The organism is Agathobaculum sp. NTUH-O15-33, from assembly GCF_033193315.1.
Classification (GTDB): domain Bacteria; phylum Bacillota; class Clostridia; order Oscillospirales; family Butyricicoccaceae; genus Agathobaculum; species Agathobaculum faecihominis_A.
Map to the genome: position 1 here is coordinate 3,238,581 of NZ_CP136187.1, position 22,589 is coordinate 3,261,169.

The following is a 22,589-nucleotide window of genomic DNA, read 5'->3' on the forward strand; positions in this document are numbered from 1 at the left end:
CGAGGGGCCGGGGAGTGTAATTCCCGGGGCGCGGCAGGTTCACCCTGTTATAACGCGGAATAACAGCGTTTCCGGGGGCTTCAAGCACCAAGCAAAGGAGACAGGCAGAAAATGAGCGATTTTCTCACCCTAAAGGGGGGCGAAGTGGATGTCGGAGGAGCGCCGGAGGTCATCTCCGTTTTGCCCTTCGGCCATGTCGTGAGCCAGAAGGGAGAGTTCGACGTCGACGAGGAAAGCCTCGCCGCGATGAAGGCGCAGATCGCCGAGCGCGGCGTCGACCTTGTCGTCGACTACGAGCACCAGACCCTAACAGGAGACCGGGCCCCCGCCGCCGGATGGGTCAAGGAGCTGTTCGCCGAGGACGGGCACATCAAGGCCCGGGTCGAGTGGACGCTCCCGGCGAAGCAGTACCTTGAGAACAAGGAATACCGCTACCTCTCCCCGGTCATCACCGTCCGCAAGTCGGACAACAAGGCGACGGGCCTCCACTCCCTCGCCCTCACCAACACCCCAGCGATCGCGGGCATGACCCCGATTGTAAATTCATCCACATTTGAAGGAGGCAAAACCAACATGAACGAACTCATCAAGAAGCTCGCGGCGGCGCTCGGCCTGGGCGAAGACGCGGGCGAGGAGCAGATCCTCGAGGCGCTCTCCGCTTGCATCGAGGAGAACAAAGCCCTCAAGGAAGCCGCCGAGGGCAAGAAGCCCGGGGACGGCAAGCAGCCGCCCGAGGAGGACACCGTCGTCGCGAACAAGGCCGTCTGTGAGCTCCGCAGGGCTCAAGGCCGGGGCTCCCGCCGCCGAGGTCGCCGCCGTCATCATGTCCCTCAAGGGCGGCATCGACGGACGCGTCAAGGCCCTTGAGGAGCAGCTCGCCGACCGGGATGCCGAGGAAGCCGTTGAGCTGGCGCTCAAGAGCGGCAAGATCACCCCGGCACAGAAGGAATGGGCCAAGGGCTACGCCCTCAAGAGCCCGGACGGGTTCAAGTCGTTCCTTGAGAAAGCGCCCCAGGTCGTCCCCATGAGCGAGGTCGCGGGCGGCGAGACCCTGGCACTCAAGGGCAAAAAGCCCGACGAGGCGACGATGCTCATATGCAAGCAGCTCGGCGTGAGCGCCGAGGATCTGGAAAAGTACGGCACGAAGGAGGAGTAACATCATGGCAGCATTGACCAATGTGAGAGACACGTCCGAGCTCGGCGGGAAGTACATCGCCCTCCCTGTCAAGGGCGCGACCACCATCTATCAGGGGGCGATCGTGGCGGTTGACGCCAACGGCTACGCGATCCCCGGCAAGAAGGCCGCAGACCTCAAGGCAGCGGGCCGGGCCGAGGAGACCGTCGAGAACAAGGGCGGGGACGGCGACGCCGTCATCCGCGTCAGCCGGGGAACCTTCGTTTTTGAGAACTCCACCAGCGGCAAGATCACCGCCGCCGACGTGCTGGGCCTCTGCTACATGGAGGACGACCAGACCGTCACCAAGACCGGGACGGGCGCGTCCGTGGCGGGCCTCGTCATCCGCGTGGACGATGAAGGCGTCGCCGTGGAGATGGGCTTCGGCCTCACCGCCCCCGCAGCCGCCGCAAAGTAAAACAGAAGGAGGACAAAGAACATGATTGTAAACCAGCAGACTTTGAGGGGGATTTACGTCGGCTTCAACACCTTGTTCAACAAGGCGCTTGAGGGCGTGACCCCGCTCTACACCGAGATCGCCACCGTCACCCCCTCGACCACGGAGTCCGAGACCTACGCATGGCTCGGCGACATCCCGGGGATGAGGGAATGGATCGGCGACCGCGAGATCCAGAACATCAGCGCGAGCGACTACACCATCAAGAACAAGGACTTCGAGCTGACGATCGGCATTGACCGCAACGCGATCGAGGATGACAAGATCGGCCTCTATAACCCGTCTGTCCAGATGCTCGGCCAGTCCGCAGCAGCCCACCCCGACGATCTCATCTTCAAGCTGCTCGCGGAGGGCTTCTCCGAAAAGTGCTACGACGGGCAGCCCTTTTTCTCCGACGCCCACAAGGTCGGCAAGAAGGCCGTCTCCAACAAGACCACGGCCAAGCTCTCGATGGAGTCCTACATCGCCGCCCGCGCCGCTATGATGAGCCTCACCAACTCGAAGGGCCGGGCGCTGAACCTCATCCCGAATGTGCTCGCCGTCCCGCCCGCCCTGGAAGCGACCGCCCGGGACATCCTGGTCGCCGACTACATCAACGGCACCAAGAACACCATGCAGGGTACCGCGAAGCCCCTCGTCATCCCGCAGCTCGCCGGGCATGACTCCAAGTGGTTCTTGCTTTGCACCTCCCGGCCCATCAAGCCCCTCATCTGGCAGCAGCGCAAGAAGCCGAAGTTCGTCTCCAAGACCCAGGAGACCGACGACAACGTCTTCATGAAGAAGACCTTCCTCTATGGCGTCGACTCCCGAGGGAACGCGGGCTTCGGGTTCTGGCAGATGGCATACGCCGGAGACGGCACCGCCGAAGCCTAAGCCCGGCCAAGCAGACGAAGGGAGGGAACGGCGTGAGCTACAGCACGAAAGAGGAAGTCCGGGAGATGCTCAAGGACGACGCCCTCAACGCGATCATCGGGGACACCTTCATCGAAGACCCCGTCGAGCGTGAGGAGCTCGTCGCGCCGATTATTGAAGGCGCGATCGCCGACGCCGACGCGGAGATCGACGGCTACCTCGCCAAGAGGTACGCCGTCCCGCTCTCCCCGGCCCCGAAGGTTATCAACAAGTTTTCAAAGGACATCGCGGTCTATAACCTGTTTTCCCGGATCGGCATCGACGAGAGCACCGACCAAAAGACCTACCTCAACCGCTACAACGCGGCGATCAAGTTCTTTGAGCTTGTGGCCGACGGGAAGGTCTCCATCGGCACGGAAGCCGACGACCCGGCAAGCGCAGCCGCGACCGGGTTCTCGGCGAAGTCAAACACCCGGCTTTTCACCCGGGGCAGCATGAGGGGGATGTAGGGCGTGTATAGCATCCGACTGCAAGGAGACACCGCCGCCCTCCTCCGAAAAATGCGGCGTTATTCGGAGCTTGACAGGAAGGGCCTCAACATCGCCCTCGCCGAAGGCGTCCGGGAGTCTACCCTCGAACGGTTCAAGCAAGGCCGGGGGCCGGACGGCAAGCGGTGGAAGACCTCCATCCGGGCGGCAGAGACCGGGGGCAAGACCCTCATCGACTCCTCCCAGCTCCGCAACTCCATCAAGACGACGGCGGACGCCTCCGGGTTTGCGGTCGGCACAAATGTCAAGCACGCGGCAACCCACCAATTCGGCGACAAGGGCCGCACCATCCGGGCAAAGCGGGCGAAGAACCTCCGCTTCCAGGTGGGCGGACAATGGATCAGCAAGAAGAAGGTCAAGGTCAACATCCCCGCCCGGCCCTTCCTCGGCCTCTCGGACGAGGACATGCAGGAGATCAAGGCCACGACCGAGGAGTTCATCGGGAGGGATGACTAATGCTCTACAAGGAAAGCAAGGAATACCTCCTCGACAAGCTCAAGGCGGCGGGCCTCAAGTCCAAGCCGTACACGACGCAAAAGGCCCTCGAAAAGAGTCAAGAGAGTCACATCGGCGCGGTGCTTTTTGAGTCGGAGACCCTCCTCCGAAACGGCTCCAAAACACGATATAGAGACCAAGAGGGAGCGCAGAAAAAGAGGAGGAAGGTCTTCGACCGGGCCCTCGCCTTTACCGTGATAATCGGCGACTATACCGACGAGGCGGTCGAGAGCATGTTCGGGGCGTTCCTCTCAAGCCTCGACCGGGGCATCTACGTCAACGGGGACTTTGTTCCGATCGAGGTCGAGGGGGCGGACTGGGTCGACAAGGACGACTCTATTCTAAAGGCACAGGTCGCCGTGCAAATCAAGATAAGGTTTGACGGCGGGGTTTACAGGGACACAGACTTCGCGAAGGTCTCCGACGTCGCGGTTGAGTCCATCACCAAAAACGAGGGAAAGGAGTTTATAGATGGCGAATAAAGCAACATCGGCCCCCGCAGCTACACAGGCAGCGGGGCCGCAGGAACCGAAAGCTCCGGGGCTCTTTGAGATCGGGGAGCTCCGCAAGAAGCACAAGGTCGGGCGGGCCGTCTTCGCGGGCGTATGCAGCGCCCAGGGCTGGAAGCCCGGCAGGGCCGTCACCGAGGAGGAGTTCCTCGCAGCGGTCAAGAATTTTGAGAACGCCCCCATGAACGGGGCACACACCACAAAGGAAAGCGAGGCGAGACGATAATGCTCCGAGATGTCAAGCACACTGTCACGGACGGCCTCCTCGGGTTTGCCACCGCGACGGGGGACGGAAAGAGCCTCAAGATCGGGGTCTCTCCGATCGTTTCGGACACGCCGATCATCATCACCGGGGATATGGACGCGGCGAAAATCAAGGCCCGCCTCGGCCTGTCCCCTCTGGCGGATGCCGTCGTGAGCTCCGTGCAGTTCGGCGCGTCGCGGATCTACTGTCTCCCGGTCTCCGCTACCACGGCGGGCAAGCTGGGAAGCGTTTCTAAGGACGGCGACGGAGGGGGCTCCGTCACCGTGGACGGCTCTCCGACGAACGCCTTCTCGGTGGTCGTCAAGATCACGGCGCAAGGCGGGCTCAACTCCGCCGCCTTTATCTGCTCCATTGACGGCGGGAACAGCTACACCGACGAGATCACCGTCCCCGTCACCGGGGAATATGAAATCGAGGGGACGGGCCTCAAGCTCAAGTTTACGGAGGCGACGGAGTCGGAACAGAAGCCGAGCTCTTTCCTCGTGAACGATGTCTACAGCTTCACGACCACCGCCCCCACCATGACGAACGGCGACGTCCTGGCGGCGTTCACCAAGCTCCAGAAGTTCGCCGAGGAGTATGAGTTCATCCACGTCGTCGGCGAGAGCGACCTCCCTCTCTGGCAGGCCGTGAGCGAGGCGCAAATTGAGCTCCGGGACACCTACCACAAGCCCGTGTTCGTGGTCTTCGAGGCGGCGTTCCCCCAGACGGGGGACGAGGACGAGCTCGACTTGCGCGGCAGCGGGGATCTCACCGATTGGGCCCTCGAGATGGAGGCCAAGCGCAAGAAGGTCAAAAACTACGACATCCAGGTCGTCACCGCCTGCAGGGCGGCTCGTCATGCTGGACGGCACGACGCAGATCGTCAACCTCGCGGGCCTTGTGTGCGGCCTCTACGCAAAGGCAGCGGTGCAGGAGTCCATCGGCAAAACCAGGGCGGAGGCCGGGTTCGGCATCCCGAAGACGAAGCTCCTCGAGCTGCTCCCCGCCGGGATGGACAACTCCATCATCGAACTTTTGGACGTGGCGGGCTACCTCACGTTCCGGGAGTACGACGGGCTCGACGACTTCTTCGTCTACCACACAAAGATGATGAGCCCGGACGGGAGTGACTTCCGCTATGCCGAGGATGTCCGGGTCAAGAACAAAATCATCCGGGAGACCCGGAAGGAAGGGCTCCTTCTGCTCAACGACGACATCGACCTCGAGGACGTCCAGGGCGAGCTTGAGACCCGGGCGAAGTTCATGTTCGTCCCCTTGCAGCGCATGATCGACGCGAAGGAGATCAGCTCCGCTGAGATCACCGTACCCGAGGGGCAGGAGGAGACCATCCTCGAGGACGAGACAATGCGGGTCAAGATCCGCTATGTGTCCCGGGGCTACATCCGGGAGGTCGAGGTAGACCTCGGCAGGGCGCAGCCCAGCGACTAAGGGAAGGAGGTTAAAGAGCTATGTCCCTAAAAGTAAACGGCCAGACCTACGGATGGGGCGACGTGGACGTCAAGATCCCCGGCCTCGTGCTCGTGGTGCAGGAAATCAGCTACGACGACGAGCAGGAGATGGAAGAAAGCTACGGCAAGGGCTACCGCCCCCGGGGGTATGGCAAGGGCAATTATAAGGCGTCCGGCAAGATGTCCATGCTCCGGGACGACTACGACGACGTCCTCGCCTACTGCAAGGCGAAGGGCATCCCGTTCTATGGCATTGAGTGGCCCTCCGTGGTCGTCTCCTACGCCAACGAAGGGGAGCGCACCCGGATCGACGAGCTCAAGAAGGTCATCCCCACCAAGCGCAGCCACAAGGCCGCGCAGGGCGACAAGTCCCTCACGGTGGACATTGACCTCATGATCGTCGGCGGCATCGTGGAGGACGGCGTCGAGCCCACAAAATAAAGGCGTTATCTCAAGATAATCGAGAACAGGAGGACAAAACACTATGGAAGACATGAAGAAGGAAGTCGCGGGCAAGAGCCGCGCCGAGGAAATGAAAGAGAAATACGGCAAGGTCTACCGCGTCGGCGCGACGATCGAGGTGGACGACGAGACCGAGAAGACGGTCGAGTTCTACTTCAAGCGCCCCTCCACGGCGAGCTATGACAGATACGTCAAGACTACCGCCCAGGGCGCGACGAAGGCCCTCAAGACCTTCCTCTTTGACAACGTGGTCGCGGAAAGCGAAGCGGATCTCGAGGCCGACCTTGAGGAGTTCCCGGCCCTGGCGCTCTCCATCGGCGAGAAGCTGCTCGGGATGCTGGGCCTCTCTAAGCAGACAAATTTGAAGATGCTCTAAAAGAGCAGCTCTCGGAGGTGAAGGGAAACTTCGTGGAGGCCGGGCTTCTGGAAATCCACCGTTTCCTCCCTCCGGCTCTTTTAGAGGGCTTCGACATTGAGGAGATCGGCCTCGACGAGTTCCTCCGCTACGTTGCGAAGGCGCGGTACATCCAGGAGCTCGAGGAGGGCATCGTCGCCCGGGCGATCTCCGAGGTTTTCTCGGAGTAGCCGGGCGGCGTCGGTCGCCTTGATTAAGAGCACAAGGTCGCCTCCATACGTTAGGAGGTGAAAGGCAAAGCATGAGTTTAGAGTCCGTGTTCCGATTGTCGCTCATTATGAACCTGATCGACAACCTAACCGGGCCGATGGCTGGCGTCACGTCCAGCGTCGACGGAACCGTCTCCAAGCTGCAAAAGGTCAATTCAACTCTCGGCAGCGTGGCAAAGACGGGGGCCGTCATGCAGGAGGTGGGCTCACAGATCACGGGGGCGGTGCTGTCCCCGGTCGAGGCCACCTTCGAGACAAGACGGGCGATCGGCGAGCTGGCCTCCCTGGGCGTGAAAGACCTCGGGGCGGTCGAAGACGCCGCCCGGGAGTTCTCCGACCAATGGGCCGGAACCACGAAGGCCGACTTCATCGCGGCGGCCTACGACATCAAAAGCGGCATCGCGACGCTCTCGGACGAGGGCGTCGCGGAGTTCACAAGCCTCGCGGCCCTGACCGCGAAGGCGACGAAGTCCACGGCGGGCGAGATGACCTCGCTATTTGCCACGGGCTACGGCATTTATAAGGGCTACTATGACGACATGAGCGATCTCGAGTTCGGCGAGATGTTCTCGGCAGGGATCGCGAAGTCGGTGCAGCAGTTCAAGACGACGGGCTCCGAGATGGCCTCGAGCATTGAGAGCCTGGGTGCGTCGGCCACGAACGCGAACGTCCCCCTTGAGGAGCAGCTCACCATCCTCGGCATGTTGCAGGGGACAATGAGCGGCAGCGAGGCGGGCACGAAATACGCCGCCTTCATCCAGTCCGCAGCGAAGGGCGGCGAGGAGCTGGGCCTCTCGTTCCTGGATGCAAACAACCAGCTCAAGAGCCTCCCCGAGATCCTCGACCAGCTCCGGGGCAAGTACGGCGACACCATCGACGCGATGGAGAAGCAGGAGCTCGCCTCCGCCTTCGGCACGGACGAGGCGGTCGACCTCATTGACCTCCTCTACAACAAGACCGAGGACTTGCAGGGGAACATCCTCACCATGTACGACGCCCTTGGCTCCGGCACAGGGGTCGCCACGGAGATGGCGAACGCAATCAACGAGACCGAGCCGGAGCGGTTTGAGCGGCTCACGCAGCGCATCCAGAACGTCAAGGAGTCCATCGGGAACAGTTTACTCCCCACAATCAACGATCTCATGTCGACGGGCGAGCAGGTGCTCACGAAGGTCGGCTCCTGGGTCGAGGAGAACCAGGAGCTCGTCCGGGTCATCATGCTTGTCGTCCTGGCGATCGGCGGCTTCCTCACCATAGCGGGCACGGTCATCGCCGTCGTCTCCGGCGTGGGCTTGATTATCACGAAGGTAATCTCCGGGTTCAAGCTCCTCAAGGCCGGGTTCCTATTAGCGAAGGGAGCGCTCACGCCGCTCATATCGAGCGTGTGGAGCTTTACAGCGGCACTCCTGGCGAACCCTGTCACCTGGATCGTGATCGGCATCGTGGCCCTCATCGCGGCCCTGGTGCTGCTCTACAACAAGTGCGAGTGGTTCCGAAACGCGGTCAACGCAATCATCGACTTTTTCAAGGAGAAGCTCGGCGCAGCTCTTGAGGTCGCGTCGGCGATCTTCTCCGGCATCGGCAACGTCATCGGCTCCGTCATGAACGCAGCGAAGGCGACGGTCTCCCAGAACCTCGACAACATGCGATCCGCATACGAGGCGCACGGCGGGGGAATCCGTGGTGCAGCAGCGGCAGCGGTCGAGGGCGTCAAGGGCATCTATACGGCGGGCTTTACCTTCCTGGATAATCTCACCGGCGGGCGGCTCTCGGCGATCCGTGACAAGTTTGTCGGCTTCGTGACGAGCATAGCCTCGGGCGTGTCCGAACGGTTCACAGCCGTCAAAACGGCGTTCTCGAATGGAATCACCGCGATCAAGAACACGGTCACGGGAGCCGTGACGTGGTTCTTTGAGTCGGGCAAGCGCGTCGTCACCACATTCGCGAACGGTATCAAATCGGCGTTCACGGGCGCGGTCGACGCGGTAAAGGGCGGCTTGCAGCGCATCCGAAATATGCTCCCCTTCTCCGACGCGAAAGAAGGCCCTCTCTCGACGCTGACCCTCTCGGGACAACGCACGATGACAACCTACGCCCACGGCCTCGAGCTGGCGCAGGATGCACCCGCCCAGGCAATCGAGAAGGGGCTCGACGGCGCGAAGGCTACGCTCGAACGCGAGCCCGTCCAGAAGGTCGACCTCACAAGCGGAGGCGGCAAGAAGGAAGGCTCCGAGAGCGGAGGCTCCGGCGAGGGCAGCTCCGGCAAGCAAGTCATCATTCAAAAGCTGCTCATTCCGGTCGACCTCAAGAAGATCAAAGACCTCGAGCAGCTCCTCGCGATGCTCAAGGAGGTCGAGGACTACGCCGAGGCCAACGGCAGCGAGGAACCCGCAGACGATCAAGACGCCGAACCGGCACCGGCATAACAAGGAGGGAGAGACGACAATGATTTACACCGAAGACCAGATCGTCAAGGTGAACGGGGTCGTCCTCCCTGGCCTTGTTAAGAGTATCGAGGTCAAGGAGTCGGCCCAGATCGACGAGCAAGAGGTCGAGGGCAGCGCCACAAAGCCCAAACAGGCGACGGGCTACGAGGACGCGAAGGTCAATATCGAACTCATTCTCGACGACACACCAACGCAAACGAAGTACCAGCGGCTCGAGACGCTTCGGGCGATCTTCCGAACGCCCGGCCAGTCAGTCCCGAAGCCGCTCTCTATTGTCAGCGAAGACACGGCAGCGCACGGCGTCGACAAGGTTCTATTCAAGGGGCTCACTCACAAAATGGAGAACAAGAAGGAGCAGCTCACCGTCTCCCTTGAGTTCTGGGAGTACGTCCCGCAGACCATACAGACGACGAGCAGCTCGTCGGGATCTTCGTCCGGCGGCGGCTCCTCTGGCGGGAGCTCCGGCGGAACCCAGCAGCAAACGACCTTGTCTTCTGACTATCAAAAATACTTGCAGACGAGCCGAGGGAAGTCCCCAGCCGTCGACGATGCAAGCACGGCGGCAGCTCTCGACAAGGTCTCACAGATGCCATACTAACCCGAGAGGAGGAACAGGATGGAAACGCTCGAATTATTCTACCCTCAAATCGCGGCCCGCGCTGGCCCCTATACCTTCGACAAGGGCATAGAGATCGAGGTTCACTCCTCGAAGTCTTCTTATTTTGATTGGGCGAAGATCCGCTTCACGGAGCAGTTTCAACCGAAGATCTCACTCGCCCGGAAAGACCCGGCAGCGATTGAGCTCGGGTATAACAATGTCTTTGAGGAGGTCTTCACCGGCTACGTCTCCAAGCCGTACAACGGAGGAGGCTTCACCGACGAAGTGACTCTCAAGGACGAGATGCTTCTCCTCGAGGAGACGCAGATCAACAACACATTCCTCGACACAACTCCGCAGGAGATGATCGCCTACTTTCTCGGGAAGGCCGGGCTCTCGAAGATGAAGCTCTCCTCCAAGGGATACCCGGAACGGAAACGGCTTCCCATTCGGCAGATGAACGTCATCGAGGCGATCAATGCCGTACATGCAGCATGGAACATCAAACAGCCGTTTTTCTTCTCTGGGGGCGTGTTCTATTGGGGAGAGAAGCCGGAGCAGAACAAGACCTACATCTTCGAGTATGGCGTCAACATCATCGCCCTCACCAGGAAGCGGCGGCTCGTGGGAGCTCGAGACGGTCTCGGCCCCCTTTGTCCGACACTCCCACAAAATCAGTGTGAAGCACCCTAAAGTGAGCGGAGAGTTCGAGGTCTCGAAGGTCGTCTCGTCTACCAGCGAGAACGGCTTCATCCGCACGAAGATTTATTTCTAAGAAAGGAGGGGGCGGGAAATGCTTGAGCAGATGATGAGGGCGGTCGCGAGGAAGATCATCGCGCAGGATTACCCCCACGCAAAGAGCCCCGCCGTGGTCTACGCCACCGTCAGCAAGGCGACGCAGCTCGGCGAGACGTTCGATCTCGAGGATCTTGTCATTCATAACGACGAGACCGGGAGCAGCTTCAAGGGCCACATAACGGCGCATTGGAACGAATACACCCTCACCGTCGTCGATCGCTGGGGGAACGAGGACGAGAGCTTCCCTCCTCTCCTGGCGTCAGATCCAAAGGACAATATAAGGCCGGGGCCTTCGTGGCCGTTGCGATGGCATACGGGGACAGCCCGGCGATCATTGGGGAGGTGCAGCTATGACAGGGTTACACGACACCGACATCCGACTCAATGATGAATGGGCCCTCACGCAAGCGGCAGACGGAGACGCGCCCCTCTGTTCGGGGCTTGAATGTCTATATCAGAACATCATCCTCGAAGCGCTCACACAGCCCGGGGATCTCTTTTATGACGCTTCGTTCGGCTGGGGGCTATACGACTTCATTCAATCCGAAGACGACGATCTTGTGCGGCTTGAAATCGCGCAGCGGGCGCGGCTGGGCCTTCAAAAGCGGGAGGTCATCGTGCCCGAGAGCATAGAGATCGACGTCGGATTTTCGGACGACACCTTCCGGCTCCGCTGCTCCTTTCAGTTTGCGGACGAGGAGGAGCCCCGGGAGCTCAATGTCGTCATTAGTGCGGTCGGCGTGGAGGTGATAACAACATGATCGACAAAGCAATACTCGACGAAGTTCTCCCGGTTCCCGAGCTTGAAACGCTCAAAGAGGAGAAGATCGCCGAGCTGAAAGAAGAAGGCTTCGCAATCACGAACTTCCATTCGGGCGGCGTCTTCTATACGCTGCTCTTGATAGTCCTCCGCATTAAGATCGAGTTCACGGAGTTACTACGGGCCATTCTGAACAATATGACCCTCACACACTCCACCGGCGCATGGCTCGACATTAAGGCGGCAGACTACGGGAAGAAGCGCAAGAAGGCCCAGAAGGCGCAGGGCCTCGTCACACTGTCCAGGACGAACGACCAGGGCGAGGCCGTGAAGATCGAGAAGGGCCACATCTTCAAGACGCAAAAGGACATCAACGGAGAGGAGCTTCGCTTCTTTGCCATAGAGGCGGCGGTTCTGCAAAAAGGGAGCCGGTCGGTGGATGTCCTGGAGAGAAGCGGAGAAAGAGGGCTCTCGGTACAATGTGCCGGAAGGACAGATCACCCGGAGCCTCACGTTCCTCAATGGGATCGACGGCATCTCAAACGGCGAGGACTGGATCGTCCGGGAAGGAAGCGACACCGAGGACGACGAGGGGCTCCGAACGCGGGCGCTCCGATCCTGGTCGGAGCTCGCGGCCCGGTCTATTGAGGACACATTCATCAATGCAGCGGAGGCCGTCCAGGGCGTCCTATTTGCACAGGCTGACTGTGACCACCCGAGAGGGCAAGGGACGGTCGACGTGATTGTAACAGGGACGGCGGGAGAGGCGACGGAAGGACTTCTCGACGAAGTTCGGGATGCCGTTGACAAGATTGCCGGGCCATACGATAATGTTCTTGTGAAGTCTTCTACAACGGTTTCCCAGGACATCGAGGTCACGGTCTCGACCTCTGACGTGTCGGAGAACGAGGACATCAAGAACGGGATCTCCGCGATCCTTGCCGAGCTGCTCGCCGTCCGAAAGGGCCGGAGGTTCAACGAGCTCCGGCGCTCCGACATCAACTTTGCAATCCGCAGCAACTACAGCGCCGCCACGAACGCGGAGATCATCACCCCCGCCGAGGACGTGGTGCTCGAGAAGGACAAGGTCATCACTCTCGGCTCCGTCTCTGTGACAGTGAGAAGGGAGTGATCGGATGAAACGGTTCGACACCTTCGGCGAGTATATGTTCGACCTTCTCTTTGCCCCGTTGAAACGAGGGAAGCGGGCGGCGAATCAGTTCTTCATCTTCTTCAAGGTCATCGGACGCATTTTCGACGGCATGAAGAAGGACGCCTTCCGGCTTCGGGATGAGCTCAATGTCGCGACCGCGAGCCCGGTCATGCTTCCGGTACACGGACAGGATCGGGACATGCCGAGGCTTGAGGGCGAGAGCATTGAAAACTATCGGACCCGCCTATCCATGAAGGGGATCATCTCTGAATGGGGCGGAACAAAGAGCGGCATCCTCTATGCGTTGACCTCTCTCGGATACGAGCAGAGCACGATCGAGCCGTTCTCCTATCAAGATCCCGAACGCTGGGCCGAGTTCATTGTATTCCTCAAAGGCTCAAAGCAAAGCGGCGTCAACAATCTCGCAGTTATCGACGCCGAAGTTCGGAAGGTCAAGGAGGGCAGCTCGAAGCCCTCTTACGGGGCCGAGTCTGGCGGGGTCATCGAGATCCACTCCGAGACGATTTCCGGGTTCTCGCGGTATCCCCGTTGCGGGGAAATAGTTTGCGGCGTGTGGCCTCATGTTGTCAGCATCGGCCACCTGTTGAGCTCCGAAGTCCAGGCCGTCAGCACCCACGACTCCGGCGAGGTAGAGTTCCCCAAGGTGGGAACGATCGCAGCCTCCGAAAAATTCTATCAGCCGTGCGCGTTCGTCATGTATGAGGCCCTGTCCTCCGAAATTGAGGCGGGCTCCGCATTTGACCACGGCGCGAAGATCTACCCTGTTTGCTCTCCGGGGCTCCGGTGCTCCGGCGTGACACTTATGACGGAAGGAGGGGAAAAACATGCCGAAGACGATCACATCACTCGGGATTGAGAAAATCGGGCGTCGCTTTGCCGACTCGGTCGACCATGCGGCCTATACGCTGAACGGAGCGCCGAAGACGGTCGCGCCGTTCCGAAAAATCGTTGAAGCGGAGTCCGTGAAGATCTACATCTACTTCGACGACACAATCTCCGGCAATGTGGCGAACGTGCAGCTCGTCGACGCAGACGGCGACGTCGTCGCACAGTCTGACCGGGAGTTTGAAAAACCGCCGAGCAAGGGACTCTATGTAGCCTTCAAGTACACAATCATCGAAAAAGAAACGGAGGTACAGATCGAAAGTGAACAGTTATGAAAAAATCGGATGGCTTGACCACGTCGAGGATGTCGCGACGGGCGAGGTCATCCAGGAAGGAACGCCGGTCAGTCAGACGAACATGAACCACATGGACGAGGGCATCTATCAGAACCGAGAAGCTGTCATTCTCCATGAGGCCCAGATCGCCGACGCGCAGAAAGAGATCAAAGTGCTGAAAGACGCCACCCTCAACAACATGACGAACAACGTCTTTCTCATCAATTTTGACTCCGTGAACTCGGTCGCGATCACCTCTGGTATCTATGACCCCGTCGCGCGGAAACTCTATGTATAGGGCGGCTTGCACCCTAAAAGAAACAAGCTGCATACTCGGGAATTTTTTCGGTGAGCTTTGCCCGATATGCGAAAAGTGCCGAGACCTCTCGGAGGACGAGCTCGTTATTATGACCGCGAGCGGCCTCACCCTCGAAGGGGAGTCCGTCCTTGTTATCGAGGGGCACAGCTCCATCACGGGGAAGCCCGCGAAGGTAAAGCTCACCGAATTCGGCTTCGAGTTCTTCGGGGATGACGTCACCGAGGAGGAGGTCGCTCGCGTTAGAAATGCGAGGTGCTGCTACATTGGAACCGTCGATACTTCAAAAGAAAGCTGAAATCTTTCTTGAGAGAGATGTCTACCCCTTGCTCAAGAATTTCCCCCAGGCCGAAAAGTTTAGTTTGTCGCAAGAGATCAAGCAATCGTGCTTCCGGCTGATCCGCGCGGCGGTCATGGCGAACAACCTCACCGTCGTCAAGAAGCGGCTCGAATGGCTGGACGAGGCGGACGCCGAGAAGACGCTCCTCCTTGTGCTGTTTGGAGTCGCCCGGACGCAGAAGTACATCACCGAGAAGAAAGTCCACGAGCTGCAAACCAAACTCAACGAACTGGGGCGCATAATTGGAGGCTTGCAAAAGCACTTCATCAACAACCGATAAAAAAGTAAACCGCACCTACTTAGGGTTATCTCTGTATGGCGTCGAACCGCGCGAACCGTGGGTACAATTCGGCCCGCAACTGGAACAACAACTCGTCCGGCAATCGGAACGTGAACGTCGGTTTCCGCCCCGCCTTGTAGGTTATTACGTCATTCGCGGCTACGGCTTCGAGTGCGTGTCCTTGTTATACTTCAAGGGAGAGGTAATCCTTCGCCTTGTCTCTGACGGCGTAAAAACAGTGACGAGCGCCCGGCCCGCCCTCTCGTATTGGGAGGCTGGGGGTGAGTCTGCAATGTGGGTAAAAACCCGCGTCATAGGTGCCAAGCCGTTTCTGAAAAGGAAAGGATGCCACGATGACGAAATTCCCCTTTTTTGTAAAGACCATTCACAATATAAAGCGCCCGGTCGTCCCTCCTCCACTTCCGGCCTCTCCGTATGAGAAAGTAATCGACTACGAGAACCTCAAGGAAGGCTACAGGAAAGCGACGCGCGGGCAAAGGAAGTACACCCGGGAGGCCGTCAAGTATGACCTCCTACGAGAGAAGAACAATGTCGACCTATGGCGAGAGCTCAAGAACTCGAAGTACACCCCGGGGCCGTATCATTCTACGGTCATAACGGAGCCCAAACGGAGAGAGCTCTCAATCCCTGGACTCCGCGACAAGGTGGTGCAGCTCGTCATCCATAAGGAGCTGCAAAACATCTTCCGGCCCGTGTTCATCGACGGATCGTTCGCTTGTCAGTACGGGAGAGGCCCGATCCGCGCCGCCCTCAAGGTGCAGCACGACATGAGGGTCGCCCGCATGAAGTGGGGCGACGATGTGGCCGTCATTAAAATAGACGCCCGGAAGTTCTTCTACTCCATCGACCGCGACCTGCTCAAGAAAATCCTTGCGAAGCGGTTCAAGAAGCTCAAGAAGAAGCGCCCCGACATGTACGGGGATCTCCTTCGGTTTTACCGGCTTCTTTGCAAAGTGATTGATAGCTCGCCGGAGGGAGAGCGAGGCATCCCACTCGGGAATGTCAGCTCCCAGGACTTCGCGAACATCTACCTCAACGAGCTCGATCAATTTTGTGTCCGCTTCCTCGGGGCGAAGCTCTACACCCGGTACATGGACGACGTCGTCATCGTTGCGCCGAGCAAAGAGATCGCCCGGGAGTGGCTGGCAAAGATCAAGGAGTTCCTCCAAGTGAGGCTACACCTTGACACCAACAAGAAGACAAAGGTTTTCTACATGCGGCAGGGCGTGAACGCCTACGGCTTCAAAATCCGAGCTACCCACATGATGCTCCGCACCGAGTCCAAACGGCGAGAGAAGCGGCGTATCAAAGCGATGGTTCGGAAGATGAGGGAAGGCAAGATCACGCGGGCGGCGGTCGTCCAGGCGGTCAACTCGTGGATCGGGTTCGCCCGGTGGGCCAGTTCCTACAATCTCGCGAAGAAGATATTCGCGCCCTACCGCTTTATCAAAACGGAAGGAGAGATCCCTTATGGCGCAATATCTCGGAACCGTCAAGCTCGGCGGATTCTACAACAACGGCGCAATTCTCAAGCGGCCCACAAAGCCGTGGCGGCCTGACGACTCCGCAGGTGGGAACAGCGGCTACGGAGACATCCCGCAGATGTCCGGCAGCATGGCGAACTACACCTTCGGAGACACTCCCAGCGCGGACGCGAACAAGCTCCAATGGGTCAAGATCAAGGACGGGGACAAAACCCTCCTCATTTGCGACCGCGTCATTCTGGTCAGCGTCTCGTGGGATGACTTGAACGGGCAGGGCTATGTCACCGGCAAGACCATCACCATCGACGGGACAAAGTACAAGTGCCGCCTCCTCACCGGAGGCAGCAACCGGCGGAATAACGACTGGTATGCCGGAGGAACACCTACCAATAACGAGTGGGACAGGTTCATCACCCGCGAGGAAGTCATCACCGGACTCCCTGCCCCGGTTTCCTCTGACCTGGACACCAACCTCAACACGACCGATCACAACAGTACCCATAATCAGCTTTGGCATTGGGTGGGCGTGTATTCCTGGTGTCAAGAGACCTGGGCGGAGAACGCGTCGTACCGCGCGTACCGTGGGTACTTTTCGGCCCGCCTCTGGTACTACATCTCGTCCGGCTATCGGTACGTGACCGTCGGTTTCCGCCCCGTCCTTGAAGTCCTGAACACTGACCCTCTGATCTCTGACAGTGACCGCAACCTCGGAGATAAGAACCAGGACTTCACGATCGAGTACACCGTCAACGACTCCGACTCCGGCGACGTCTTGACGGCGACGGAGTCGATTGATGGGCGAACGACGAAGTCGTTCGCCCCGACGCGAAATTTCAAAAACACGATCACGGTCAACGTCCGCGAACTGTCCCTCGGCCCCCACACGGTCAAGGTCGTCGTCACTGACGGACAGGGCGGAACGGCGACTCGGACGTGGACTTTCAACCGCGTCAACTCCGCCCCGACCATCTCCGGCACGGACACCAACCTCGGGGACAAGAACATCGGCTTCACCTACAACTACACCGTCAACGACGCGGACGGGGACGCCGTGACGGTCGTCGAGATGCTGAACGACGAAACGCTCCGCACCATCAACAACGCCCCGAAGGGAGAGCAGCTCTCGGTCTCTATCACCTCGGAAAAGCTCTACGCCCTGGGCCTCAATACGGTCAACAACCTCGTCATCACCGCCACCGATGGGCAGGGCGGCACAACCTACCGCCGCCTCACCTTTAAGCGGACGAACTCGGCTCCGGCTATCTCTGGGCAGGACGAAGACCTCGGCCAGCAGACGGGCAGCTTCGCCGAGAAGTACACCGTCACCGACGTCGAGGGCGACAACGTGGTCGTCACCGAGTTCGTCGACGACAAGCAGATCCGCAGCTATCAAGCTACGCTCGGCCAGGAGGAGACGATCGAGCTCTCCCGTGAGAATTGGCTCGTCCTCGCAAATGGGGATCACCAGCTCCGCGTCGAGGCCGTTGATGGCAACTTCGCGACGAGTGTGAGGGTCTGGAACTTCTCCAAGAAGGAGACCGTCATCGCCTTCCAGTTCGCGCAGCCGGAGGAGACGGACGCCCGGGCGACGAAGATCCTCATCACGCCTACATGGCATATTGAGGGATCGGTCGCCAAGGTCGAAGCGTGTAACAATGCCTTCGACGACTCCCCGGCCTGGGAGGACATCACGGCGCAGGTCGCGATCAATCGGGTCTACAACTTCCTCAACGAGTCCAAGACCGCCGAAAAGTGGGGCGTGAATGTCCGCTTCACTATCACGAAGAACGAGGGCTATGAGGAGGAGGTTTCGATCTCTGGGTTTGGAGGTGCTTACGAATGAACCAGAGCATGAAGTATCTGACCCCTAAGATGCCGATCACCGAGATCGAGCGTCAGAGGGCGGAAGAAGCGGAGGAGCAGAACATCGACCTCTATGAGGCGATCGCCGGTCTCTTCGAGGAGGTCATGGGGCTCACGGAGAAGGTCTCGAGCCTCGAAAGTAAGATCAAGCAGATTGAAGGAGGACAAGCAAAATGAAAGTGAAAGAGTACATGATTTCCGTCTATGCCGTTCTGGTGAAGAACAGCAAGCGCGATATTGAGTCCCTGCCCGAGGAGTACATCATCCCCGTCGCCGAGTATCTGGCGGCGCAGGAGGAAGGCACTCTCGAGCCGGAGGAGTAACGCCCCAGGGACACCCACCGAAGGGCCGTAGAGGCCCGCAAAACGGCCCGTAAAGGGCCGGTAGTAACCTAACCCACAAGAGGGCAAAAAGCACGGGAGGGGCGGCTATTCGTCGCTCCTCCCGTATGCTTTGAGCCCGCCCTCTTGCGTGTGCCGCTCCCGTGCTTCTGGGGGGCGGTTGACGCAAGCGAGCAGGCTCGGAAATGCTTCTAAGATTGGCCCGTTTTTTCTCAAGTATGCTGTCCCAATTTCTCAAAAAACTTGTCGCGCTACAGGCGCCGGTGCATCCATGGTACGGTATAGGCAGGCAGAAAGGGGGCCGCGCAGTGAAGAAATTTGATACAAAAACATACCGCTCCGTTCTAGGGAGCGTGCTTCTGCTCGCCCTTTTCGCGCTGCTTTTGGCCCTAACCTTCCGCTACGACAACAAGTACACCGCCGGTCCGCCCTATGGGGAGAACGGCGTTTTCTCCTTTTCCGAAGCCGATCTTGATCGCCCGCTGTTCCTCATCGACGGGTGGAAGCTGAACGGTCAGACGGTGTTTATCGGACAATACTCCAATTTTTCTTTCCTGCCCGGCGGCGGTTCTCCATTTGGCGATGGGCGCTACCGCTTGACCCTGCGCTATGACGGCGCGCCGCGCATTCTCCTTTTGGAACTGCCGCCGATTTTTACGGAATACACCCTTCGCATCAACGGCGCGCCCGCCGCCGCAACAGGCGCGGGCGTAGTCAGCGTGCCCGTTTCCGGCGAAACCGTGCTGGAACTGGATACCGTCAACCGTTCACACTATTACAGCGGATTGACCTATCCCCCCGCCCTCGCCGCCCCGGCGGTGATGGACCGGCTGCTGCTCACGCGCACGCTCACCTACGCGGTGCTGTGCGTCGCGGCGCTCACGCTCGCCCTGTTTTCGCTCAGCTTGTGGCTGACCCGCTCGCGCGATCGGTTGTTTTTCCACTTTGGCTTATTGTGCCTTGCGTTTGCCGTGCACTGCGTTCATCCCTTTGTCTGGCGGTTCTGTGGCTATTCGCGGCTGTGGTACGCCGTAGAGGATGCTTCGTGGCTGCTGGTGCTGGCGCAAGCCGCGGCGCTGGCCGCGATCGCTGCGGGTGTCGATCATCGTATCTGGCACCGGCGGTTTTTCCGCCCGCTCTCGTTGTTGCTTTGCCTTCTTTGTTTTGCCGCCGTAATCTGTATCTTACCGCACGCGGCCGGGCTGATCGGCCTATATGGCGCGCTGGTCGATGGGTACAAAATAGCCGTATGGGCCGGTCTCGCGCTGTGCGCGGCGTTCGGCCTAGCGCGCGGCGGCGGGGGCACGGTGTTTTTCGTCCTCTCCGCCTGCGGCGTGCTCGGCGTGAGCTTGCTCGCGGGTATCGGCGACTCCAACACCTTTGAACCGATCTACGGCGCTTGGCAAAATGAATACGCCGGGTTCGCACTGGTTCTGCTGTTCGGCGCACTAATGGTGCGGCGCAACGCCGACCTATTGCGGGAAAGCGCCGACCTGCGCGCCGAAGCGCTGCAAAACCGTTTTGCCGCCGAAAGCGCGGCCCAAATGCGGCGCGGCATCGACGAGGTACGCACGCTGGGGCACGAATTGAGACATCATGTGGACACGCTGTCCGCACTCTATCAAGCGGGGGAAGAGGCGCGGCTCGGCGCTTACCTCGCTTCGCTCCGGCGCGAAAGGGACGCGCTGCCGCCCCTGTACTACGCGGAGAACTTTCTGGTGAACGATATTTTGGCCGCGCGCCTAGGTCCCGCGCGCGATCGCGGAATCCGCGTGCGCTGTCACGCCCATGTGCCGGAGGTTCTCGGCATGGCGGACGCCGACCTATGCACCCTGCTCACAAACGCGGTGGATAACGCTATCGAGGCCTGCGACCGGCTCCCCAAAGACCAAGATCGGTTCATAGAGCTTTCCCTCGCGGTCAAAAAAGGGCTTTTCATCCTTTCGTGCAGCAATTCCGCCCTCTTGCACACCGGAGACAACTTCTCCACCACGAAAACTGATCCAGACAGCCACGGTCTCGGTATCCCCGCCATGCGCCGCGTAGCCGAGCGCTACGACGGCGCGCTCGATGTCCGGCAGGACGGCGCCGTTTTCACCCTGCGCGCCGCGCTCAAATTATCCACACCCTGTGCAAAGGGGCTGTAAAATTAGTTCTTACAAATGAATATAAAACTGTTGCAAAGCGAAGAATGCTACCAATTTTGTCATTCTGAACGAAGTGAAGAATGACATTTGGGTATTCTTCTGTTTGCAACAGGTTTTTTACAGCTCCTTTGCTATTCTGTTTCCACATAAGCGAGCCAGCGTTTTTGCGCCTCCGGATACTCCCGCATCGCTACGGGCACGGTGCCGCCGCTGCGGAGCAAAAAACAGTATTTCCGAATGCCGTTCACATACGCCAGATTGACCACAAAGCTGCGGTGACAGCGGTAAAAACACTCCCCCGGCAGCCGCTCTAGCGCCGCCGACAAACTGCCCGCGCAAGATACGCGGTCCACGCCGCAGTGCACGACCAGCTCACGCCGGAAAACTTCGATAAAGGAAATATTCCGCAGGGGAAAAGCCGCTTTGCCGCCCTCCATCGCGTCCAGCGTCAGCGTGGGCACGCGCCAATGCGCTTCCAGACAGCGCCGGAGCACCGGGCGCAGCGCGTCCCGCGTCAGTGGCTTCATCAAATAGCTCACCGGATAGCTCCGGTAGCCCGCAAGCGCGTATTCCGGGCTTGCGGTGATGAAAACAAGATCGGTCTCGTCCCCCGCCTCGCGCAGCGCATCGGCCAACTCAATACCGTCCTGTTCATCCATCATGATGTCCAGCAGGATCAGGTCCCAGCTCCCGCCTAGCCGCTTTGCGCGCAGCAGCTCCCGCGCCGCGTGAAAGCGGTCGACCGCGCATTCGACCCGCTCCTCCTTCAGGAGCGATACCGCCAGCCCCGTCATCTGCTCCAAATCCCGCTCCACATCATCACAAATCGCCACCCGATACACCCTCGCACCCCCGCCGCTCATAAATCTGTACCCAATATAGCACATTCGGCGTTTTTTGTATAGGGGACAGTCGTACTCCCTATATACACGCATAGCAAAAACACCTGAGCCCTTTACAATCACCCAGATGTCTGTTTTCCTTTGTATCCGTTAAGCTACGGCTACGATCTTCTCGTATTCATATTTCACGGTTCTTGGTGACAGCTCCGCGTAAATCAGCGTTGTTTTGGGATCTGTATGCCCCAGCAGACGCTGGATCACCGCCAGATCCATACCGCCATTGATCGCATTACTCGCAAAGGTATGGCGCATTAAATGCGGATGCACCCTACGCGGTTCTTTTGCCCGCTCTCCGATCTTCTGCATCGCTTTTTGCACCGCCCGCGCTTTCATTGGGCCATATGGCGTTCGTGAACTGGCAAACAGAGCATCTCCACCCTTCCGCTTATTTAAGTACTCCTGCAGCATTAGCTTTGCGCGCACGGAAAAATAAACGATCCGCTCCTTGTTCCCCTTGCCGAGCACCGTAACACTGCGGCCCTGCCAATCGATCTGATCTAACTTGATCCGCACGATTTCTCCCAAACGGCAGCCGCTTGATACCAAAAACTCTAACAACGCTTTTTCTTTATAGGTGCGGCAGCCATCTCGCAGCTTTTCCAGTTCTTCCGGTGTCAGCGGCATACGCGTCTTTTTACGGTCTAATTTGAAGGATTTTATTTTACGCATGGGATTTTTCTTAATAATATCTTCAACATCCAGCCATGAAAAAAAGGATCGCAGCGTGGTCAGATGGGTCTGAATGCTGCTGTTTTTCAGCTTTCGCTCATCAGATAAGTAGCCCACGTAGCTTCTGATATCATCGCTATTGATTTGCGCAACATGCTTATCCACCTGCTTTGCAAAGCACATAAGCATTTCCTTATAATTTTTCAACGTTTTAGGCGATAATCCGTCAATCCTCTTTGCCGATAGAAATGATAAAATTCGTTTTTTCAAGTTGCTCCGTCGGTGATCCGTTTCCCGTTGAATAACAAACCCATCCATTACCGATTCAATTTGTTCCGCATTAGCACAAAAAACAGCACACAATCTTTCTTTCAGCTCCATTTTTGCATCCATATCGAACACCTCCTTACCGCCATTATATCATGGCGGCAAAGAGATGTCGGTTCGCCTTA

At 59.0% G+C, this 22,589-nt stretch carries 30 protein-coding genes and 2 pseudogenes; 30 read left to right on the forward strand and 2 right to left on the reverse strand.

Annotation, left to right across the window (positions count from 1 at the left end):
• Nucleotides 1-111 precede the first annotated feature (111 nt).
• From RWV98_RS15700 to RWV98_RS15845, 30 genes and pseudogenes are all read left to right on the forward strand, one after another.
• Nucleotides 112-867, forward strand: a complete 756-nt coding sequence (locus RWV98_RS15700) for a phage protease (protein ID WP_317861934.1) — start codon at nt 112-114, stop codon at nt 865-867.
• Entirely contained in the window at nt 824-1,156 is a 333-nt protein-coding gene (locus RWV98_RS15705; protein WP_317861936.1) for a phage protease, read from the forward strand. The genes RWV98_RS15700 and RWV98_RS15705 overlap by 44 nt, the downstream gene beginning before the upstream one ends.
• A gap of 4 nt (nt 1,157-1,160) precedes the next feature.
• Nucleotides 1,161-1,592, forward strand: a complete 432-nt coding sequence (locus RWV98_RS15710) for a hypothetical protein (protein ID WP_148336570.1) — start codon at nt 1,161-1,163, stop codon at nt 1,590-1,592.
• Nucleotides 1,593-1,613: 21 nt separating this feature from the next.
• Nucleotides 1,614-2,504, forward strand: coding sequence for a Mu-like prophage major head subunit gpT family protein (locus RWV98_RS15715; RefSeq protein ID WP_148336572.1), 891 nt, complete (start codon nt 1,614-1,616; stop codon nt 2,502-2,504).
• 32 nt (nt 2,505-2,536) lie between these two features.
• Nucleotides 2,537-2,992: a gp436 family protein gene (locus RWV98_RS15720; RefSeq protein WP_008982017.1), complete on the forward strand. Its 456-nt coding sequence runs from the start codon at nt 2,537-2,539 to the stop codon at nt 2,990-2,992.
• Between the two features lie 3 nt (nt 2,993-2,995).
• Nucleotides 2,996-3,487 (forward strand): phage virion morphogenesis protein, encoded by a 492-nt coding sequence (locus tag RWV98_RS15725; protein ID WP_148336573.1) that lies wholly within the window; start codon nt 2,996-2,998, stop codon nt 3,485-3,487.
• A complete protein-coding gene (locus tag RWV98_RS15730) occupies nt 3,487-4,008 on the forward strand; it encodes a hypothetical protein (RefSeq protein WP_008982015.1) in 522 nt (173 codons plus the stop codon). Before RWV98_RS15725 ends, RWV98_RS15730 begins: the two co-directional genes overlap by 1 nt.
• Nucleotides 3,998-4,261, forward strand: a complete 264-nt coding sequence (locus RWV98_RS15735; protein WP_008982014.1) for a hypothetical protein — start codon at nt 3,998-4,000, stop codon at nt 4,259-4,261. The genes RWV98_RS15730 and RWV98_RS15735 overlap by 11 nt, the downstream gene beginning before the upstream one ends.
• Nucleotides 4,261-5,070: pseudogene (locus tag RWV98_RS15740) on the forward strand (DUF2586 family protein); the annotation flags it as partial. The gene RWV98_RS15735 and the pseudogene RWV98_RS15740, both read left to right, overlap by 1 nt.
• Before the next feature lie 70 nt (nt 5,071-5,140).
• The gene (locus tag RWV98_RS15745; protein WP_317861941.1) at nt 5,141-5,731 is read left to right on the forward strand and encodes a DUF2586 family protein; all 591 of its coding nucleotides are present in this window, start codon (nt 5,141-5,143) and stop codon (nt 5,729-5,731) included.
• A 20-nt stretch (nt 5,732-5,751) separates the two neighbouring features.
• Nucleotides 5,752-6,192 carry a hypothetical protein gene (locus tag RWV98_RS15750; protein ID WP_008982012.1) on the forward strand — a complete coding sequence of 147 codons (441 nt, stop codon included), beginning with the start codon at nt 5,752-5,754 and terminating at the stop codon, nt 6,190-6,192.
• Nucleotides 6,193-6,235: 43 nt separating this feature from the next.
• Nucleotides 6,236-6,589 carry a DUF6848 family protein gene (locus tag RWV98_RS15755; RefSeq protein ID WP_020989382.1) on the forward strand — a complete coding sequence of 118 codons (354 nt, stop codon included), beginning with the start codon at nt 6,236-6,238 and terminating at the stop codon, nt 6,587-6,589.
• A 17-nt stretch (nt 6,590-6,606) separates the two neighbouring features.
• Complete coding sequence (locus RWV98_RS15760; RefSeq protein WP_008982010.1) at nt 6,607-6,798, forward strand: hypothetical protein; 192 nt, start codon at nt 6,607-6,609, stop codon at nt 6,796-6,798.
• Between the two features lie 71 nt (nt 6,799-6,869).
• The gene (locus RWV98_RS15765; RefSeq protein WP_317861944.1) at nt 6,870-9,263 is read left to right on the forward strand and encodes a phage tail tape measure protein; all 2,394 of its coding nucleotides are present in this window, start codon (nt 6,870-6,872) and stop codon (nt 9,261-9,263) included.
• 19 nt (nt 9,264-9,282) lie between these two features.
• Nucleotides 9,283-9,882 (forward strand): transcriptional regulator, encoded by a 600-nt coding sequence (locus tag RWV98_RS15770; RefSeq protein WP_101692999.1) that lies wholly within the window; start codon nt 9,283-9,285, stop codon nt 9,880-9,882.
• Nucleotides 9,883-9,900: 18 nt separating this feature from the next.
• Nucleotides 9,901-10,575, forward strand: a complete 675-nt coding sequence (locus tag RWV98_RS15775; protein ID WP_317861947.1) for a serine/arginine repetitive matrix protein 2 — start codon at nt 9,901-9,903, stop codon at nt 10,573-10,575.
• Nucleotides 10,576-10,675: 100 nt separating this feature from the next.
• A complete protein-coding gene (locus RWV98_RS15780; protein ID WP_317861949.1) occupies nt 10,676-11,068 on the forward strand; it encodes a carbamoyl-phosphate synthase subunit L in 393 nt (130 codons plus the stop codon).
• Nucleotides 11,031-11,441 carry a DUF2634 domain-containing protein gene (locus RWV98_RS15785; protein WP_101693001.1) on the forward strand — a complete coding sequence of 137 codons (411 nt, stop codon included), beginning with the start codon at nt 11,031-11,033 and terminating at the stop codon, nt 11,439-11,441. Before RWV98_RS15780 ends, RWV98_RS15785 begins: the two co-directional genes overlap by 38 nt.
• A 197-nt stretch (nt 11,442-11,638) precedes the next feature.
• Nucleotides 11,639-11,824 (forward strand): annotated as a pseudogene (locus tag RWV98_RS15790) (baseplate J/gp47 family protein); the annotation flags it as partial.
• Between the two features lie 55 nt (nt 11,825-11,879).
• Complete coding sequence (locus RWV98_RS15795; RefSeq protein ID WP_317861952.1) at nt 11,880-12,572, forward strand: baseplate J/gp47 family protein; 693 nt, start codon at nt 11,880-11,882, stop codon at nt 12,570-12,572.
• Between the two features lie 4 nt (nt 12,573-12,576).
• Nucleotides 12,577-13,470: a serine/arginine repetitive matrix protein 2 gene (locus RWV98_RS15800; RefSeq protein WP_317861954.1), complete on the forward strand. Its 894-nt coding sequence runs from the start codon at nt 12,577-12,579 to the stop codon at nt 13,468-13,470.
• Nucleotides 13,439-13,774: a hypothetical protein gene (locus RWV98_RS15805; protein WP_148336587.1), complete on the forward strand. Its 336-nt coding sequence runs from the start codon at nt 13,439-13,441 to the stop codon at nt 13,772-13,774. The genes RWV98_RS15800 and RWV98_RS15805 overlap by 32 nt, the downstream gene beginning before the upstream one ends.
• A complete protein-coding gene (locus RWV98_RS15810; protein WP_148336589.1) occupies nt 13,761-14,072 on the forward strand; it encodes an inorganic polyphosphate kinase in 312 nt (103 codons plus the stop codon). The genes RWV98_RS15805 and RWV98_RS15810 overlap by 14 nt, the downstream gene beginning before the upstream one ends.
• A gap of 109 nt (nt 14,073-14,181) precedes the next feature.
• Nucleotides 14,182-14,388 carry a fold protein gene (locus tag RWV98_RS15815; RefSeq protein ID WP_262669402.1) on the forward strand — a complete coding sequence of 69 codons (207 nt, stop codon included), beginning with the start codon at nt 14,182-14,184 and terminating at the stop codon, nt 14,386-14,388.
• Complete coding sequence (locus tag RWV98_RS15820) at nt 14,357-14,710, forward strand: four helix bundle protein (protein WP_148336593.1); 354 nt, start codon at nt 14,357-14,359, stop codon at nt 14,708-14,710. Before RWV98_RS15815 ends, RWV98_RS15820 begins: the two co-directional genes overlap by 32 nt.
• A 353-nt stretch (nt 14,711-15,063) precedes the next feature.
• Nucleotides 15,064-16,290 carry a reverse transcriptase/maturase family protein gene (locus tag RWV98_RS15825; protein WP_317861959.1) on the forward strand — a complete coding sequence of 409 codons (1,227 nt, stop codon included), beginning with the start codon at nt 15,064-15,066 and terminating at the stop codon, nt 16,288-16,290.
• Complete coding sequence (locus tag RWV98_RS15830; RefSeq protein WP_317861961.1) at nt 16,202-18,058, forward strand: hypothetical protein; 1,857 nt, start codon at nt 16,202-16,204, stop codon at nt 18,056-18,058. Before RWV98_RS15825 ends, RWV98_RS15830 begins: the two co-directional genes overlap by 89 nt.
• Complete coding sequence (locus RWV98_RS15835; RefSeq protein ID WP_021920635.1) at nt 18,055-18,255, forward strand: hypothetical protein; 201 nt, start codon at nt 18,055-18,057, stop codon at nt 18,253-18,255. Before RWV98_RS15830 ends, RWV98_RS15835 begins: the two co-directional genes overlap by 4 nt.
• Nucleotides 18,252-18,401, forward strand: coding sequence for a CD1375 family protein (locus tag RWV98_RS15840; protein WP_021920634.1), 150 nt, complete (start codon nt 18,252-18,254; stop codon nt 18,399-18,401). Before RWV98_RS15835 ends, RWV98_RS15840 begins: the two co-directional genes overlap by 4 nt.
• Before the next feature lie 326 nt (nt 18,402-18,727).
• Nucleotides 18,728-20,566, forward strand: coding sequence for an ATP-binding protein (locus tag RWV98_RS15845; protein WP_317861965.1), 1,839 nt, complete (start codon nt 18,728-18,730; stop codon nt 20,564-20,566).
• Between the two features lie 131 nt (nt 20,567-20,697).
• Here the strand turns inward: RWV98_RS15845 and RWV98_RS15850 are convergent, their stop codons facing one another.
• Both RWV98_RS15850 and xerA read right to left on the reverse strand, forming a co-directional pair.
• Nucleotides 20,698-21,399 carry a LytR/AlgR family response regulator transcription factor gene (locus tag RWV98_RS15850; protein ID WP_317861967.1) on the reverse strand — a complete coding sequence of 234 codons (702 nt, stop codon included), beginning with the start codon at nt 21,397-21,399 and terminating at the stop codon, nt 20,698-20,700.
• A 159-nt stretch (nt 21,400-21,558) separates the two neighbouring features.
• Nucleotides 21,559-22,530, reverse strand: a complete 972-nt coding sequence (xerA, locus tag RWV98_RS15855; protein ID WP_280962921.1) for a site-specific tyrosine recombinase/integron integrase — start codon at nt 22,528-22,530, stop codon at nt 21,559-21,561.
• Between the last annotated feature and the right edge of the window lie 59 nt (nt 22,531-22,589).